This window comes from Dictyobacter alpinus, assembly GCF_003967575.1.
GTDB lineage: Bacteria > Chloroflexota > Ktedonobacteria > Ktedonobacterales > Ktedonobacteraceae > Dictyobacter > Dictyobacter alpinus.
On sequence record NZ_BIFT01000001.1, the window covers coordinates 1,468,187 to 1,487,255 of the forward strand.

Annotated in this window: 11 protein-coding genes; 2 read left to right on the forward strand and 9 right to left on the reverse strand. The window is 50.1% G+C overall.

The window, feature by feature from the left end:
* Positions 1-6 precede the first annotated feature (6 nt).
* Positions 7-963 (forward strand): methylmalonyl Co-A mutase-associated GTPase MeaB, encoded by a 957-nt coding sequence (gene meaB / locus EL633_RS05720; protein ID WP_126626264.1) that lies wholly within the window; start codon positions 7-9, stop codon positions 961-963.
* Positions 964-1,059: 96 nt separating this feature from the next.
* Here the strand turns inward: meaB and EL633_RS05725 are convergent, their stop codons facing one another.
* The gene (locus tag EL633_RS05725; RefSeq protein WP_126626265.1) at positions 1,060-1,899 is read right to left on the reverse strand and encodes a hypothetical protein; all 840 of its coding nucleotides are present in this window, start codon (positions 1,897-1,899) and stop codon (positions 1,060-1,062) included.
* Positions 1,900-2,247: 348 nt separating this feature from the next.
* On the reverse strand, positions 2,248-2,553 hold the full coding sequence (locus EL633_RS05730) for a Clp protease N-terminal domain-containing protein (RefSeq protein WP_218027420.1): 306 nt from the start codon (positions 2,551-2,553) through the stop codon (positions 2,248-2,250).
* A 190-nt stretch (positions 2,554-2,743) separates the two neighbouring features.
* Here EL633_RS05730 and EL633_RS05735 point away from each other — a divergent pair, with 190 nt between their 5' ends.
* Positions 2,744-4,156 carry a DEAD/DEAH box helicase gene (locus EL633_RS05735; RefSeq protein ID WP_246039087.1) on the forward strand — a complete coding sequence of 471 codons (1,413 nt, stop codon included), beginning with the start codon at positions 2,744-2,746 and terminating at the stop codon, positions 4,154-4,156.
* 16 nt (positions 4,157-4,172) lie between these two features.
* On the opposite strand, the gene EL633_RS05740 is transcribed toward EL633_RS05735, so the two are convergent.
* The 7 genes from EL633_RS05740 to EL633_RS05770 all read right to left on the reverse strand — a co-directional run bounded on the left by EL633_RS05740 (position 4,173) and on the right by EL633_RS05770 (position 18,927).
* A complete protein-coding gene (locus tag EL633_RS05740) occupies positions 4,173-5,762 on the reverse strand; it encodes a serine/threonine-protein kinase (RefSeq protein ID WP_161981975.1) in 1,590 nt (529 codons plus the stop codon).
* Positions 5,763-5,820: 58 nt separating this feature from the next.
* On the reverse strand, positions 5,821-8,262 hold the full coding sequence (locus EL633_RS05745) for a protein kinase domain-containing protein (protein WP_126626269.1): 2,442 nt from the start codon (positions 8,260-8,262) through the stop codon (positions 5,821-5,823).
* Positions 8,263-8,286: 24 nt separating this feature from the next.
* A complete protein-coding gene (locus EL633_RS05750; protein WP_126626270.1) occupies positions 8,287-10,692 on the reverse strand; it encodes a serine/threonine-protein kinase in 2,406 nt (801 codons plus the stop codon).
* A gap of 334 nt (positions 10,693-11,026) precedes the next feature.
* Positions 11,027-12,169 carry a molecular chaperone DnaJ gene (gene dnaJ, locus EL633_RS05755; protein ID WP_126626271.1) on the reverse strand — a complete coding sequence of 381 codons (1,143 nt, stop codon included), beginning with the start codon at positions 12,167-12,169 and terminating at the stop codon, positions 11,027-11,029.
* 307 nt (positions 12,170-12,476) lie between these two features.
* On the reverse strand, positions 12,477-14,387 hold the full coding sequence (gene dnaK / locus EL633_RS05760) for a molecular chaperone DnaK (protein ID WP_126626272.1): 1,911 nt from the start codon (positions 14,385-14,387) through the stop codon (positions 12,477-12,479).
* 82 nt (positions 14,388-14,469) lie between these two features.
* Entirely contained in the window at positions 14,470-15,573 is a 1,104-nt protein-coding gene (hrcA, locus tag EL633_RS05765; RefSeq protein WP_161981976.1) for a heat-inducible transcriptional repressor HrcA, read from the reverse strand.
* A 402-nt stretch (positions 15,574-15,975) separates the two neighbouring features.
* Positions 15,976-18,927 (reverse strand): transglycosylase domain-containing protein, encoded by a 2,952-nt coding sequence (locus EL633_RS05770; protein WP_126626274.1) that lies wholly within the window; start codon positions 18,925-18,927, stop codon positions 15,976-15,978.
* Between the last annotated feature and the right edge of the window lie 142 nt (positions 18,928-19,069).

Below are 19,069 nucleotides of genomic sequence, written 5' to 3' on the forward strand. Positions count from 1 at the left end.
GTTGGCGTGAAAAATATCGTTGAACGCCTTCTCCAGGGAGATCGGCGGGCACTGGCGCGTATGGTTACCTTGATCGAGAACGAGCTACCTCAGGCACATGCGTTTCTGGCCGAACTCCATCAACACAGTGGTCAGGCCCAGATTATCGGCGTCACCGGCTCACCAGGAGCGGGTAAAAGTACGCTGGTCACCCGTATGGTACGCGAGCTACGCAAACAGGATCATAAGGTCGGCATCATCGCCGTCGATCCTACCAGTCCGTTTAGTGGAGGTGCCATTCTAGGCGACCGCATCCGCATGATGGAACTGGCGGGTGATCCTAATGTCTTTATTCGTAGTATGGCCAGTCGTGGGCACCTGGGAGGTCTCTCGACCGCGACCCGCGACGTGGTACGAGCCATGGATGCCGCCGGCTATAATCCAATTATCATTGAAACCGTTGGCACCGGCCAGGCTGAAGTAGAGATTATGCGCACAGCCCAGACTGTCCTGGTCACCATGGCACCCGGCATGGGAGATGACATCCAGGCCATCAAAGCCGGTATTTTAGAGATCGCCGACATCTTTGTCGTCAGCAAAGCCGATAAACCCGGAGCCGACCAGACCGCAGCCGAGCTCACCATGCTCCTGAGCCTGGATCCCAACCGCCGCCAATCGGCCTGGCGTATTCCTGTGATCAAAACATCGGCACTAAAAGAACAGGGTATCAGCGAACTCATCACTGCTCTACACAAACACTACGCCTATCTCAAGGAAAGTGGCCAGATCAACCAGCGTGCGCAACGCCAGCTACACAGCGAGATTCAAAACCTTATTATGCAAGCCGTCGCCAAAAAACTTCAGGACCAGATCGATCCCCAGGAATGGGATGCCCTGATCGCCGAAGTCACCGCCCGCAAACGTGATCCCTACAGTGTCGCCAGCACCCTGGGAACCCGCATCGGACTTGACTCAACGCTCTGAAAAAGTATCCTTACCTGTTTGATAGCCAACACCCGTTTGAGAGAAATTGCCGGCGGTCCTGCCGGCAATTTCTCTCACATCCAAACACCTACACATTTAATTACTGATATTCTTGATCAGAGTAAACTCCTCCACTTCCAGCTCCTGTTCGTACATCTGCTGCTTCTCAAACCATAACATAGGATTTTCGCTCACATTAATATCATCTAACACATTTACACAGTAGCTCATATTCTCATCACATTCGGGCGCATAGGCAGGCAAGAAGTCGCGGAAGTATAATTCATGGGCATACTCGGCCTTGATATTGACCATCGCAAATAACCATGAGCCTGCCACAACCGTTGCCTGTAAATCTGCTGGCAAGAGAGACATCGGCATACGTACACGCTGATGATGATCCCAGTAATCAACAGAAACATCAATGTAGCGCTCGTCCGCGTCACCTTGAATAGACTCAATGCACAACATGACACGATAGGGAAGACGCGACTCAGGAACATAACCCCGTAGCTCGTTCACACATAAGTCCAGGTGCTGTCTTAGCATGAAAGGCTCAACCTCATGTAGCTCCAAAACCACTGGCAACTTATCACGCCAGCGGCGAATTGAGGAGTGCTGATCTATATCAAGGTATTGGGTTACCAGCAGGGTTGGAATACCTAGATCATAGAGGGCGGCCGCAAGCTCGGCCCCATAGAACATTGGCTCACCATAGCCACCCAGACGATGAGACGTCACAACCGCCTGGGCATGTTCCTGAACGAAATTGATAATTTCAGGAATAGTCTGAAGATCTTCGGGTACATGCACGATAGCAAAGCCAGCAAATTCTACATCCCAATACGGGAGCGTCATCTCTGGCCCTTCAGAGGCAGAATCTACGATAGCTATAGTTTTGATCTTATAGGACAAAAATTTGTTTAAAGTTTGCATATAAAAAACCTCCGCCACATTTATTACCGCAGAATATTAAAAGCACATATCTATAAAGCAATATTACTATAGTGCTCCTTTCAATGCAAATCCTCACCGTAACGGCGTGCCCTTGCGGTTGCCCCTGTACTACGCGCGAACAGACATAAGCTCCAATGCATTTCGGTTAAACATTGGTCGCAGATAATGCAACGTAGCGGCAGGTCTTGCACCTGCGACCTGTAAACGTACGACCAGGCACAAACAATACGTAACACGCGCCTGGATATGTTCGTTTCAATACGACCGTGTGTTTGAACAACATTGCTTACGTGAACAGGTCGCAGGCACAAGACCTGCTGCTATGCTTCAATGCGTAAAAATGTAGGTAAGCAGAGCAATGCCAGCCAGAGTAGCAACAGCGGCATAAAGACCATATTTACGTTGCTGATGCCGGTGTGCGGCATAAAGGTGCTGAGAAATCGCCTGTTGCATATCTTTATACTCAACACCCTGCTCTTTAAGGACTGTTGCGGCCAGACCATGACCTTCGCGCAACAAAGCGAGTAAGAGATGTTCGGTCCCAACATAGGCATGGTTTAATTGTCGAGCTTCCTGCTGGGATAAAGCTAAAACTTTCACTGCCCTTCCGGTAAGATTATTATCATGTACCATTATCATCATCCCTTGAAATTATTATGTAACAACAGCCAGTTCAACAATATATACAGCTTCTTGATGCTAAAAGGTTCCGCCCCGGAGGGTCCCGATGAGAATAAAGATAAAGAGCGTCCTCTTGAGTCTGGTATCGATGTACAGTGGGTGCTGGTCTGGGATACAATGACATCTGTAGAAGGAGATGCTTGTGGAGTATACAGTTATTGATCAGCGAGGCCGCGATCTGGCCATTATACCGCCGGTAGAATTACAGGCCGCGTCACGTGCCGAGTTAGTGGTGCAATTGTTCGGCACTCATCTACCATCCGAACTGGTAAGAGGCATAGAATTAGATCGGCGCGGACATTTCTTGCGCACGCTACCTATCCATTTTCCTCAAATCAAAAAGGCGCTTGAACAGCAGCAGACGCCGTTCAGAATCGCTTTTACCGAGCGACCTGCCCTGCCATTTGAGACAAAACTGGCGCTAGATGCACGTCCTTATCAGCAAGAAGCCCTGGCAGCCTGGCTGGCGGAACAGCAACGTGGAGTAGTGGTCCTGCCAACAGGAGCAGGCAAAACCTTTGTGGCCGCGATGGCGATCCAGGCAACAGGTCTCTGGACGCTGGCGGTTGTACCTACCATCGATCTTTTACAGCAGTGGCGTGTGGCTCTCGCCGCCGCGCTTGCGGTGCCTGCGGAAGAGATTGGGATGTTTGGTGGCGGCGAGAAAGATCTCAAACCAATTACCATTATTACCTATGATTCAGCCGCCCTGTATCCACGCGAGCTACGTCAGTTCGGCCTGCTGATCTTTGATGAATGCCACCATTTGCCCGCTCCAACCTATCGCTTGATTGCGGAAAGTGCCTTTACACCCTTACGCCTGGGACTGAGCGCCACCCCCGAGCGTAGCGATATGGCACATATGGAACTGGAAGAATTGATTGGTCCTGAGGTCTATCGCCGCTCTCCAGCGGAACTCACGGAAGGACGCTTTCTGGCCCAATACAAAGAGAAGGTTATTGATATTGTCCTCGGCGAAGAAGAGCAGGAGCGCTATACAGAACAGCGCCGCCTGTATCGCTCATTTCTGCAACGTCGACGTATTGTGATCCGCAGTCCAGAAGATTTTCAGCAGAAGATTATCTATATGAGCGCACGCGATCCTGAAGCGCGCACGGCGATGCTGGCCTGGCGTGAAGCACGCAATATCGCCATGAACGCACCAGCCAAATATACCGAGATCGAGCGCCTGCTGGCTGAGCACGGTCAGGATCAAATCATCCTTTTCTCAGAATATAATGATGTGGTTGATGAGATCAGTCGCCGCTTCTGCCTGCCCAGCATCACCTATAAGACACCCACGGAAGAGCGGCGCACGATCCTGGAGCGTTTTCGGAGCGGTGAATACACCAAACTGGCCACGGGCCGTGTACTCAATGAAGGGGTTGATGTGCCCGATTGCCGGATCGCGATTATTGTCAGTGGCAATAGCACGAAACGTGAATATATTCAACGCCTGGGCCGTATCCTCCGTCCCAAAACGGGACAGGCCATTCTCTATGAACTGGTCACCAGCAATACGACCGAGGAAGATATCGCCAAACGCCGGCGCTAAATAGCCTTGATGATCATCAGAAACAGGCCGTTGGATTGGCATCGCCAGCGCACATATGCATGTTATAGACTAGCGGCGCATCCTTCGCGGGTATGCGTGCATAGTAGAGGCGCAACTTCGGATCCATCTCTGGCACCAGGAGATGGGAATTGCTCGCATCTTCGAGGGTGATCAGAAAGAGATTTTGCGGCGCCAGCAAATTGACCGACGCGGAGCCAGTCAACACGCCACTGTGGATCTGCTGATTTTTCACCTCTAGCTTCCAGTGGGCCAGATTCTGTTCATCGCTTACATTATCAACCCAGGCATAGTAAACTTTTCCAGTTGGAGGATCAGGGATATTCTCAGCATCAATCTGGAGTATATTATAATATTTGGCCGCTGGCCCACGAGAGAAATGGATGGTGCCCTGCGGCTGAACAGTCGGCCGTGTGGACAGAAACAGGCTGCCGCTGGCGATAAGTCCAATGACAACTAGTAGCGAGATAGCCGAGATAATTAACCATCTACGCTTATGTTGCAAGCGCGGTCGTGGCAGAGGCGGTGTTTCAGGTTCAGCCACGGGTTCCACCGGCGCGACATATGGTGAGGGTGAAGCGGCCAGCGTGGCTGGCGATAAAATCAGATTGCCCGGCTGGCTGATTGGCCTGCCCGGTTGACTGGCCGGTTGATAGGACAGAGAACGCACAGTCTCTGCAGGCGCCCTGTGCACACCCTGGAGCAATGAAGCTGGAATGGCAACCTGAAAAGCTTCGGCCAGCGCCACAGTCATCTCACAGGCACTGGCATAACGCTCATCAGGCTGTTTGGCAATACTTTTTAAGATTACCGCGGAGACCGCCGGACTAATCTGATCATTTAATAGTTCAGGGGGCAGAGGAGGTTGGTTAACGTGTTGCATGACGACACTCAGCATGTTCTCACCCCGAAACGGCGGTGTGCCAGTCATCATCTCGTAGAGAATTATGCCCAGTGAATAGAGATCGCTACTTTTCTCCTCATAGTTGCCCAGTGCCTGCTCGGGCGCGACGTAGAGAGGAGTACCAACAATAGTTCCAATCTGCGTTCCACCCGAGACTCCCTGGCGGCGAGCAATACCAAAATCAGTGATGATCGGTTCACCCATCGACCTGGATTTCGTATTTCTTTGATCCAATAGAATATTGGCGGGCTTGATATCGCGGTGAATCATGCCACGTCCATGTGCATAATCAAGTGCTAGAGAGATCGCGGTAAAAAGATAGATAATATCTTCAGCCGCCGGAAATTGCCCCTGTTTAGAGGTAGCCGCAATATAGCTGGCCATCGTCTGCCCCTCTACATAGTCCATGACCATATAGAGAAATGGAGGCTCATTTGGCTGCTCTTCAACATGAAAATTGTGGATATTCACAATATTAGGATGACGTAGAGACGCAATCAAGCGGGCCTCACTCTGAAAACGCGAGACAAAATCAGTCGAATGGCGCCAGTTAGCCAGCAGAAGCTTGATCGCCACTGTTCGTTGCAGGCGGGTATCCAGCGCCTTCCAGACCTCCCCCATTCCTCCACGTGCGATACATTCCTGCATCTGATAATGTCCAAGGTAACGTGGTTCTGTCTCCATAGATAATCTTCCCAAAGAGCAATCGTGAACGCCGCGCATCCAACTAAAGCGTTGAGCATTAGAGGTGCGCCGGCAAGTTTTTTGTAATCGTATAGGTTGCCAGTTGCTGAATATCATAATGGGCCTGAGTCACGCCTGGATGCACCTGGTTCGTCACAGGATCCAGTTTGCCGATATAGGCATAAGTCGTCAAAGTCACCATATCATCCAACATCCGACCGGACTCCGCACTTCTCAGTTGAGCAGGTGTACTCTTAAAAAGCTGGACCGCATCCTGGCGTACAGAGTTGAGCCACGCATTCACATTTTGCAAAGCCTCAATGATATGGGCCAGATGTTGACGCATCGCCGGAGAAATGTCCGAGGCTTTCGCGATCTGGGCTACATGGAACTGTGTATGATCGGTATATCCTGGTGGATTCGTCTTATTGAAATCCCCACCTTGATGCGCTGGATCGACCGTCAATAAACCAACCTTCGCAGCGGTTGAATCAGCTGTCACAGGAGTATTGGCCGGCAGGTCCACATGGATATTACTCAAACCATCCAGATAATCCAGCTGGCTGATAAACTGATTCCTCATCAGCCGCAACTGCGAATCATTCGTCTGCTGACCATGCCAGTTATCACGCGCACTGACCGACCATTCCAGCAACTTCTCTGTATTATTTGAAAGCCAGACATCGAGTCCACCCGGCAAACCAAGCACACTGATATCAACCTCGTTATAGAAGAGATGCCGAATATGAATCAAAGCACTAAAGGCCGCGGCATCCTGCGCGATAGGCTTCTGCGGTAAGGCGGCATAGTAGCGCCAGGTAGCTCGATCCTTAGAAGGCGCTGTAGCGGTGCTATTGGCATCCTCCTCAGTAATCAAGAGGCGACTGGTTGCAGATAACAAATTATTATGTCCGGCATCGCCAGCAAAAAAGTAATGAATATGTCCATTCTGGACTGGCAGGTTCTTCGACAATAGTATCGGTGGATTAACAGGCAATGGACCGGTTAGATCATCACGGCGCAAAGGATCAAGATCACCAAGCAACCAGGCATGATAACTTTTTCCATTCTGTGGCGCGACCGCCCCAGGTATATCAATCTGCAACTGGTCCGCGATACCCTGGGCTCCATCAGCAGTTGTCTGGCCACTGCTCACATAGAAAGCATGCCCATCAGGCGGAGCCGTAAATGCAGGAGTCTGAGGCAGGTACAGAAAAGCGGCCACAGCACCAACAATCAGCAAGACAACAATGAGTATCGTTCCCCCGATCATCCAACCACTCACACGACGGCGACGCACGGCAGGTGGCGTTGGTGGCACATTACTGGTAGTTCTCAAGGATGGAGACGCGACACTGGCCGCAGGAGCCGCAGCAGACGCAAGTATAGGAGTATGCTGCGCTCCCACCGGAACTTCTCTGGCCGTCGCCGCGTCTGCGATATGTGTGGCAGGTGCAGCTATCGGCTGGGATGTACCAGGTAGGGCTGCCGTAACTTCAGCCGCTTTATCAGGGCCAGATGAAGTTGAAGGGGCTGGCCAGGATTGGACTGTGAGCATCTTTTCACGATCCCAGACCTCCAGTTGCGTTGGTTGACCAAGGATCTCAGGCGGGGGAATATCCAGCGCACGCGCGATCGCTATCGTCATCGCTGAAGCTGTCGGATAACGCGCCTCGGGATCTTTCGCTATGCTGCGCTCAATGACCTGCCCCAATTCTTGGGGAATATTCGGATTAATCAAGGTGGGAGAAATGGCCGTATTATTGACGTGCTGCATGATGACTTCCATCGGTGTATCACCACGGAAAGGCAGTACACCAGTCACCAGTTCATACAGAATAATACCCAGTGAATACAGGTCGCTACGCTCATTTCCCAGCAGACCTTTAGCCTGTTCGGGCGATAAGTATAGAGGAGTACCAAGTTGCACACCACTCTGGGTATTGGTCAGCGAACTCATGAGCCGGGCCACCCCAAAATCCGTTAGAATTGGCTCCCCCATCGGATTGCGCACGGTATTGCGCTTATCCAGCAGAATATTAGCCGGCTTGATATCACGATGGATCATGCCTTTACTGTGGGCATAATCGATCGCCAGACTAATCGACGTAAAGAGATTAACAATCCTGGCTGGCTCGGGTATCTTACCTTCATTTGAGGTCCCATAGATATACTCGGCCAGTGTCTGACCCTCTACATAATCCATCACCATATAAGCCAGAGGTGAAGAGGTTTGTGGATCAGGCGGCTGATACACCTGAAAATCGTGAATCTGAACAATATTAGGATGGTGCAGGGCCGCGATCAACTGGGCTTCACGCTGGAAACGGGCCACAAAATGTGGATCTTCACGCAAGTTTGGATGGAGCATCTTAATCGCAACGTTACGTTGTAACTGCGTGTCTAACGCCTTCCAAACCTCGGCCACACCACCATGGCCCAACCGTTCCAGCAACTCATATTTATCCAGACGCTGAGGAAGAGCACTACTCATCTGCATACCCTCATCTCTTCTATACAAGCCCTAAATACAGGGCTTGTTCGCATTGCTCGCGCTACACGCCATAATATCAAAGGTCGCCAGACGTTGGGCTTTGTAGTGGATCTGCGAAACGCCTTCTTTCACCTGATTCGTGGCGGGATCAGCCTCGCCCACAAAAGCATTGTTCGCCAGCTTAAACATATGATTCAGTTTCACCCGTGTCGAAGGTTGGCGCAACTGCTCAGGAGTCATATGGATAAGGTCGGCCGCATCGTCGTGTACCCCCATAAACCACTCCTTCACATTGTTAATAGCGACATTGATTTCGGCAGCCAGTTTTTTCTGGTCACTATTAACATTGGGTGCAAACGAGACCTCATGCAGGTGATTACCGATATGCTGCAAGTAAGCTGGAGGGCTCTCATCCTTGCTGATCGGCAGCAAAGCCACACGCGCAATTTTAGGGTCCACCAGGATCGGCGAGAGCGTCTTCGGAATGTTCTCTCTCTGCACATACTGGGTACCATCCAGATAATCCAGAATGCGCACCGCCTGCCTCTGTATTAAGCCAGTATCTCCACCACGATAGGCATCGCGCGCGCTACCAGACCATTCAAGTACTTTGAGGGTATTGCGGAACAGCCAGATATCCAGTCCTCCGCTCAGTCCAACGGAGGCCAGTTTGGGATCTTGCGCGAGCAGGTGGCGCATGTGATCCAGCAAGCTATAATGATTCTGCGTATCCTCAGGACTTGGCACCTGCGAAAAGAAGGCCCCATAACGCCAGGTATTCTGGTCAAGCGAAGGATTAGCGGGAGGGGTGTTCGCATCTTCTTCAGTAACCAGAAAACGGCTATAGTGCGACAGAAGGTTCTCGTTATTATCGCTGTTATAAGACTTGGAAGCGCGCCCATTCAGGATCTGTAATGTGCCCAATGAAAGTGCTGGTATGCTGACATTGGCATCATTATCACCAATCAACCAGGCATAATAACTTTTACCATCATGTGGCGGAGGGATATGACCCAGATCCAATTGGAGACCATCAACGATACCATTGGGATTACTTGGATCGAGCAAGCCACTGCTGACAAAGAAGGCATGACCAGAAATGTTCTCGGCTGCCACACTCTGCCGTTGTGAGAGGAAAAGCGTTGCCAGACCAGCACCAATCACAATTACGCACAGTAAGACCGAGCCCCAGATTGCCAGCATCTTTTTACGTGATGTATTCCTACGCGCCGAGCGAATCTGATTTGCGGCTGGCTGCGACGGTAGAACCGGAATAGATGCGGCATCCGGCAGTTGCTGGGTCGGTTGAGACGAAATTGTCGCTGATCCAGTAGTGTCGCTAGATAGCTGGGTGCTCCTGATATTTGGAGTCAGGGCCGCGGCCGCAGTAAGCGGCATATTGCTGTTCCCACCTGTTTGCGCCGTCGACGACAACTGGGCAGAGATCTGTGGCGCTAAAGGACTCAAGTAGGTAACATCATCGGTCGCATTTGTCGGCGTAAGCTGCGGGGTCAAGCGATTACCACTGATTGCCGTGCCGGATATTCCAAGACGAGAGTTGGAAGGTGAGTTAAGAACCCTGGCCACAGCCGCTACCAGAGCCGCTGCCGTCGGGTAACGAGAGGCCGGATCTTTGGCCAGACAGCGTAGAATAATCGCCGTCAGGCCTGGCACAATATGTGGATTGATCAACGCAGGCGACATTGGTGTGGCATGGATATGTTGTAACAGCATCTCGGATGCAGAATCAGCATGGAAGGGTAGCGTACCAGTACAGAGCTCATACAAAATCACACCAAGTGAGTAAATATCGCTACGTGTATTCTCCGTCAATCCCTGCGCAACCTCAGGTGAGATGTAAGCAACATCTCCCAAAGGCAGTCCCAGAGGAGACAGAATATTATGCATACCAAAGCCAGTCAGCTTCGCCTCACCCAATGGCTCTTCAGAATCTTGTTGACGCGCAAACACAATCGAAGCAGGTTTCAGGCGACTATGAATAATACCGTGTTGATGAGCATAATCAATGGCTGAACCAATCGGCGCGAGCAAATGATAGATGTCAGCTGGAAGAGGAAAATTACCGACCCGAGCCGTGGCATCAATATAATCGACCAGCGAGACGCCTTCAATATATTCACACACAATGTAGGCATCATTACGTGTAAAACCAGCCTCCTCCTGTTCCGGCAAGGAAGAAAATCTGGTTTCATAAATTTTTGCAATACTGGGATGATTCAGCGCCGTCAGATTCTTGGTTTCGTACAGAAAACGCGGCACGAGCTCATTACTATTTGTGCCCTGTAAATGCAAAATGGTGATTACCACTTCGCGTTGCTGTTGTTGATCAAAAGCCTTCCAGACCTCATACTGATTTGTGCTACTTAAGCGCTGCTGTAGCTCATACGGACCGAGATAGCGCGGGTTTGTGCTCATAGAGCCACCTCACTCAGGCTAAGAAAACGGCACAATATTATATTATAGTGTATAACATTTAACCATCAATGCTACACCATAATCCAATTGGCAGATAAGACAAAAATCTAAATCGGGATTGGGGGAGAGAAAGATGTATGTTTACGTAATGTTCAACGCTGCTAATCACCAGTTTTTGCGTGTGATATAGAAGATAGACAACCACAGCACCAGGCACAAATACATAGCTTCCCGAACAGAAAAAACAACAAAAAGAGAGAGGGCCAACCTTTTCATAAGGGGTCGGCCCTCTCTCAATAAAAAGCAGCAACGGAAGCGTCTATCTGCTATTCACTTATTGGAACACATCTTTCGTTTTTTCGAACAGATCGCGGAAGATATTTTTATCGTTCTGTTCATTACGCTCGGTTTCGATGCGTGCAAACTCTTCAAGCAATTGACGCTGCTCAGTGGTCAGGTTCGTTGGGGTCACCACCTTAACAATGACATGCTGATCGCCACGAGCGCTACTATGCACGACAGGAACACCCATGCCCTTGAGACGGAAAGAGCGATTACTCTGTGTGCCGGCAGGGATCTTCAATAAAGTCGTCTTACCATCAACCGTTGGGACATCTACCTCATCACCCAACGCTGCCTGAGTAAAGCTGATTGGCAATTCGTAGATGATATCGTTACCCTGACGTTTAAAGAACTCATGCGATTTTACCGTCAAGACAACGTAGAGGTTACCCGGTGTACCACCGCGGGCACTCACTTCACCTTCACCGGTGACACGGACATTAATGCCGTCATCAACGCCGGCAGGAATATTCACCACCACACGACGATTGTTACGGACACGGCCCTGACCACGGCACTTCTCACAAGGCGTAGTAATAATTCGCCCCTCACCGCGACAGCGCTCACACATCGTTACATTCACAAACTGACCGAAAATTGACTGTTGGACACGGCGGATCTCACCAGATCCTTGACAACTGGGGCAGCGTTGAGTGGATGTTCCTGGTTGAGCACCATTACCACGACAGGTTGAGCAGGTTTCCCAACGCGGCAACTCAATCTCTTTTTGACATCCAAACACAGCTTCTTCAAAAGAAATGGTCAATTCATAGCGTAAATCAGCCCCACGCTGAGGTCCAGAACGACGCTGACCACCTCCCGCGGAACCCGAAAAGAAGGTTTCAAAGATATCATTAAGATTGTTAAAACCACCAAAGTCGAAGCCCGCGGCGCCACCTGCGCCACCCGCTACGCCGGCGTGCCCATAACGATCATAAGCGCTACGCTTCTGCTGGTCACTTAAAATCTCATAGGCTTCATTGATTTCGATAAAGCGGGCTTCCGCTCCCTGCTCTTTATTCGCATCAGGGTGATATTGCTTCGCCAGGCGACGGAAAGATTTTTTAATTTCGTCGTCCGTTGCGCTGCGCGATACCCCCAGCACCTCATAATAATCTCTTTTGTTTGCGGCCATCTGCTGGTCCTTTACCCTTAGAAACAGGGCGCGAACGTATCCGCGCTACTGGATGAAAAACACGTATCGACTATAGAGTTTCAAAGAATTGGCATTGTTTAAGAATACATCATGACACAAAATATAGGCAATAATAATAGCCCCAGGTAGGAATATTGGGAGTACCTCTATGTGTGCCTGCGCCATATACCTGTGCCAAAACAGGTGAGAGAGGATAACCGATAAGTTATCCTCTCGGAAGGAGATTGTATACCGCCAGTGAAGTAAATGTAGCATTTACCAGACAGCATACTCCTCCTTCAATGAACTACATCTCTTTGTATTCGCCCTCGATGGTGTCATCGTTAGGACGCTGCTGACCCTGATCACCGCCAGGCTGCTGGGCATCTGTAAAGTCTGAGCCAGCTCCAGGCTGACCCTGGCCATACATTGACTGGCTGATTTTGTAGAAGCTCTGCTCCAACTCTTCACGGCTCGATTTGATGCGCTCAACGTCATCGGTTGAGAGGGCGGTGCGCACATCAGCGATCTTACCTTCGAGCTCGCTCTTCTGCTCAGGTGTGATTTTATCACCGATTTCAGAAAGGCTCTTCTCTGAACGATAAGCGGCGCTATCGGCCAGGTTACGCTCTTCGACTTCTTCCTTACGGCGCTTGTCATCAGCAGAGTGGGACTCAGCATCATTGACCATTTTGTCGATCTGATCTTTTGACAGACCGCTAGAGGCCATGATGGTGATCTTCTGCTCACGGCCGGTACCCTTATCGCGGGCCGACACGTTTACAATACCGTTGGCATCGATATCGAAGATAACCTCGATTTGAGGTACACCACGTGGTGCAGGTGGAATACCATCCAGGATAAAGCTACCCAGAGAACGGTTGTCTTTGGCGAACTCGCGCTCACCCTGCAGGACGTTGATCTCTACGCTAGGCTGGCTATCGCTGGCAGTGGAGAAGACCTGACTCTTCTGGGTTGGGATGGTGGTGTTGCGCTCAATCAAGCGGGTGAAGACGCCACCAAGGGTCTCAATACCCAGGGACAATGGGGTTACGTCGAGCAACAGCACGTCTTTCACGTCACCGGTCAAGACACCGGCCTGAATGGCGGCACCAATCGCAACAACCTCATCCGGGTTCACACCACGGTTAGGCTCACGATCAAAGATACGGCGAACCATCGTCTGCACAGCAGGCATACGCGTCTGACCACCGACCAGTACGACCTCGTTGATATCGCCAGGGCGAACACCAGCGTCAGAAAGAGCTTTGGTGACCGGGATACGGGATTTCTCAACCAGATCCTCAACCAACTGCTCTAATTTGGAGCGAGACAGGGTCATGGCAAGGTGCTTTGGACCGCTCGCATCGGCGGTAACGAAGGGCAGATTAACTTCTGTCTGCATTGAGCTTGAGAGCTCTTTTTTCGCTTTTTCAGCAGCCTCTTTCAAGCGCTGCAGAGCCATGCGATCCTGGCGCAGGTCAATACCCTGCTCCTTACGGAACTCATCGGCCAACCAGGTGATAATACGCTGGTCGAAGTCATCACCACCCAGGTGAGTATCACCATTGGTGCTCTTTACTTCGAAGACGCCATCGCCCAGTTCCAGAATGGAGATATCGAAGGTACCACCACCAAGGTCATAGACCGCAATGCGCTCATCTTTTTTCTTATCCAGACCATAGGCCAGTGAGGCGGCGGTTGGCTCGTTGATGATACGTAAAACTTCCAGACCGGCAATCTTACCGCAGTCGCGGGTTGCCTGACGCTGAGCATCGTTAAAGTAAGCAGGAACTGTGATCACAGCCTGTGTCACGCGCTCACCCAGATACGCTTCCGCATCATTTTTCAATTTCTGCAAGATCATCGCGGAAATTTCTGGGGGGCTATACTGCTTACCCTGTACTTCTACCCAGGCATCACCATTGCTGGCACGTACCACTTTATAAGGCATCAAGCGTTTGTCGCGATCAACTTCAGGATCATCAAATTTGCGACCCATGAAACGCTTAATCGAGTAAACGGTATTCTCTGGATTTGTGATGGCCTGACGTTTGGCAACTTCACCAACCAGGCGCTCACCATTTTTATTAATAGCTACGATAGATGGGGTTGTACGTGCACCTTCTGCATTAGGAATAACAACAGGTTCGCCGCCTTCCATTACAGCCACACACGAGTTTGTAGTTCCTAGATCGATTCCGATAACCTTTGGCACAGTTGCCTCCTAAAAAATCAAAAAATCAAAATCCCAAGATGGAACACCTCAAGATTTAAAAATCTATATTGCTACCTGAGTATTACTCACATCCATAAACATCAGCCAATAGTTCATTCATAACCTCTGCCATATAACGAACAACGGCAATGGCACGACCATACTGCATACGTGTAGGCCCAATAATTCCCAACAATCCACCGACTTTACCTTGCTGCCCATAACGCGCCAGGACCAAACTGACATCTTTCATTTCGTCCCACTGGTTTTCGCCCCCAATGATTACCTGGACTCCGTCTGTAGATGGTAGATGAGAAGCGAGCACGGGTAGAATACGCTTCTGCTCAATGTCATCCATCACTTTTTGCAGACGTTTATGTTCAAGTTCCTCAATGATTTTGCGGATACGCTCGGCACGCTCTTCTTCGGGTGCCAGACGTATACCGACCGCTGAACCAGTTGTATGATCTAGAATATTGACAATATCTTCCCCAAAGAAGACATCCCCCTGCATATCACCGTTTTGCTCCAGGATACGCACAATGCCGTTAGCAATAATCCGTTCCACAGGGGCAGGGGCATAGGTCACGAGAAACTCATTGATTTCATCGGCATTTTTGCCCTGAAATAATGGGTTGAGTCGAGTGGCAATAGCACTCAGTTCTTCTTGCTGTGTTGGCGTCTCTAAGAGCAAGCGTTGTTGTTGAATCGACCCATCCATCAAAACCAATACCAGATGCACCGAAAGATCGGTGACCGCGAGCACTTCAAAATGCTTGAAGCGACTCTCACTGGAACGTGGAGGCGTCATTACGGCAGCACTGTGGAGCAAACGAGCCATCACAGAAGCCGTCAGTCGCACCCATTGATCCAGTTGATCTTGCACTTGATAGAACATATGGCGAATCAGGCGCTGCTCGTCGAGCAACAATGCCGATTCCTGCATCAGGTGTTCGACAAAGTAGCGATAGCCAAGGTCGGTAGGTACACGACCAGCAGAGGTATGTGGCTGATTGATAAGATTCGCCTCTTCCAGGCCAGCCAATTCATGGCGCACCGTAGCAGAGCTGAATGGCAACCCATACTTGCGTACGAGCGTCTCAGACGCAACAGGAGTCGCGTTATGAATATATTCTTCAACCAGCGCACGCAAAATCTGCTGTTTACGTGGGCTCAGAGGTGTCATGTCCTTGCTTCCCTCGATAGTCTTGCTGTACCTCCCTGGCAAGTATCCCATCATTTACAATCGGATCGCCGCCAGTAGCGGCTTCTCTGATTGCACGGTAGGTCCCGTTTATGGATATGCTCGGATGATACAACATCTGTCAACTGCGATTGCTAGCACTCTCTCTTGGAGACTGCAAGTACAGAATAGCACTCTCAAGGGTCGATTGTCAAGGCTTTCAAACAGCCGATCACAAGAGCACACAAATTTATCAGCGGAATGTGCAGCAGGATTCTAACAGAAATAGGAGATTGGACACGACCGAGGACACTTTCTGTCCAATGCCAGATTAAAAGAAAAAGGATGTTGCCAGAGATATTCTTCTGGCAGCATCCTCTCCATTCAGAAACCCATACAACGGCATTAGCGTTGTGGATCCTGACCATCAATCACCCAATCCATCTGACCACCACCAGCCAGGCCGGTAGCCGCCGAAAGTGATGCTTGATGGATACCAGGCGGCACATCAAACTTCCACTGTGGATTCTTCGAGAAACGGAATTTATAGTTTGGTCCACAATCAACATCGTCACCAACCTGAAAATTGTTGATATATTTGGTATCCTTATTACAAACACCCAGGGTCCTCTCGATCACACTATGCCAGATCGGGGCGGCACCGGTAATACCAATCACGTTGTTCATTTTAGAATCATCGGCGTTGCCAACCCAGACCGCCACCGTCACATCCGGCGTATAGCCAATGGTCCAGTTATCTTTAAATCCATCGGTCGTACCAGTTTTAGCCGCTACCTGATGTTCACAGGCACGACTTGTAGCACAAGCGGGATCTATATCAGCGAAGGATAGGTCATAGTCGTTGGCAAATTCAGTACGGCGATCAGGCTCGTCGATCAGAACAGAGGTCATCAAATATGACACTTGAGGCGAAAAGACGCGACCGGCATTGGCCTTGCCAGGATCATATTGATACAGATTGTTGCCTAAATTATCCCATACATTCAGAATACTTTGCGGCTTAATGCGCACACCACCATTGGCAAAGGTCTGATAAGCATTGGCCATTTGTAAAGGTGACACATCAGTAGAGCCGATCGCCCAGGCCAGACCATTGTTTTTCTGAGTAGTGATACCCAGGCGCTGAACAGTATTCAAGACAGCAGCACCGCCGGCAAATTGCATGGCTTTAATGGCAGGGATGTTCAAAGAACCTGCGGTTGCCTGACGAACAGTCAAAGGTCTACCTGTCCAAATTTGACCATAGTCGGACGGGAAATAATAGACTGAACCGCCCTGGGACGCTTCTGTAGCCTGTTCGTCATTGGCGACTGGTATGAGAGTTCCAGCAGGCCCTGCATTTGGAAAGTAAGTACGATTATCCTGCAAGACAATGCCTGGATTCCAACCCATCTGGAAAGCGGTCGCATAGTCGAATGGCTTAAAGGTTGAACCTGGAGGGCGCGCATTCACAGCCGAGTTATACTGACCGTTCACTTTCGGATCAACCGAGTTATAATCAACGCTACCATTCATCGCCAGGATTTCACCTGTCTTAGAATCCATAACCACCGCAGCCGAGTTATGTACGTTATTGTCCACATTCAGCGTCAGGGAAAAACCAGTCACCTTTTGAACCTCTGATTGATACAGGTGGCGCTTCATGGCACGTTCAGTATAGTCAACCAGATTAACATCAATGGTGGTACGGATATTATAGCCACCTGTCAGAAAGGCGTGATATCCGGCGTTACCGCCACCCAGCGCTGCCACCATTTGATCAATCACATAATTGACAAAATGCGGGGCACGCATCTGACGCTTGTATGGGGTAAATTTTTGTTTAGCCATAAGATCTTCAGCTTTCTTCGCGATCTCAGGCGTGATAAGCTGTCCATCAGGTTTGCCATCTACGGTCATACCCTGACTAATCATGGCATTCAGGACCAATTTCTGGCGATCAAGTGCGCGGGTCTTGTTCGCAACATCAATCGTTGGATCGGTGGCACTTGGGGCATTTGGCTGCCCCGCCAGGAAAGAAGCACGAGCCAGAGCTAAAATAGGATCATGTTTCTTTGTGCTCGTGTTGTAGTCCAGATTAGAGACACCCGGCACACATACTTTATTGGTTTGACAGTTCGGCCTCAGGTTGAAATAATCCTCGGCTGCGACCTCAACCCCATAGGTCTGGGCGCCAAAAGGGGCCACATTAAAATACAGTTCCATAATTTTCGTTTTAGGATACTGTTGTGTCAGGCCAATGGCCATCGAAGCTTCGTTCAGCTTACGTTGATAAGAAGGGGCCGTATCGCGAGTCATATTTTTAATAACCTGCTGGGTCAGGGTACTACCACCACCATAATTGCTGGCACCAGCACGAACAATAGCCAGTGGATCAATACCGGAGTTCGTCCAGAAGGTTTTATCTTCAATCGCGGTCATGGCATTCTGCATGACCAGTGGCACATCTTCGTAGCGTATGGCGACACGGCGACCGCTATAAGCAGAGGTGGCATTATCATACGCTTCGTACAATAATACGCCATTGCGATCATAGATACGTGTATTTTGATCGATATGCTGACTGGTATACTCTTCCATACGCGGCTGCTGCTGCAAATAATAGCTGTAGCCATAAGCTGTACTACCAAAGGAGCCCATCATCACAAGGACAAGCAGAGTAACCAGCGCAATAACCAGGACGCGACCAGGACCACCTTTATTAGCTTTCAGACGACGCTGGCGGATTTGCTGATTGATGCGCAATACGCGTGAGCGTTTCCAGGGTTTGGCCCGCCGTGGCAGAGGCATCTCGCTAGCGGGTACAAGAGCAGATGGCCGATAGCGCTCCATATATGGTTCAGGCGGCTGTGCTGGTGGTTGTCCAGCCACCGAAGCGAATTTACCGGACCAGCGACGCATCATGTCAACCGTATTCGATAACAAGCCATGGCGCTGACGTAAAGAAGCCTGCTGAGGATCCACGGGCGCGGGTGGAAACTGCTGTCCTGGATATTGCTGGCCCGGCTGCGGCTGACGTACCGGAGACCATTGCTGCTGCCCACCTGCTGGATATTGCTGGGAGGGGGAATATTGTGGATACTGACCGCCATTCATCGAAGGCGAATTTTGCGCAGGAGAATGCTGCGCAAAGGAACCACGCAACAACGATGAATTGCTTCTAGCTGGCCCTCCCGGTAAAGAGGCAGAATTCGATCCAGGAGTCGATTGAGCATTGGGTGGATTCTGATTTGGTTGTTGTGTTTTATAATTACTTAAAAGTCCTCCCGTCTTAGGAGGTTTATTATTCTCAGCAGGTTGATTAGAATCAGAATATGGATTCATATTGTCGCTCATACATTATCCTCATGTTAGTGCAGTAGGTAAATCTCTGCCTGGCAGTATATAAAAGCCTCTGCCATTCCCACTGTCAAACAAAAAATAATAGCCGTCCCCGCTCCTTCCTCTCCTCACATGCTAGAGAAAGTATCTGGATAGA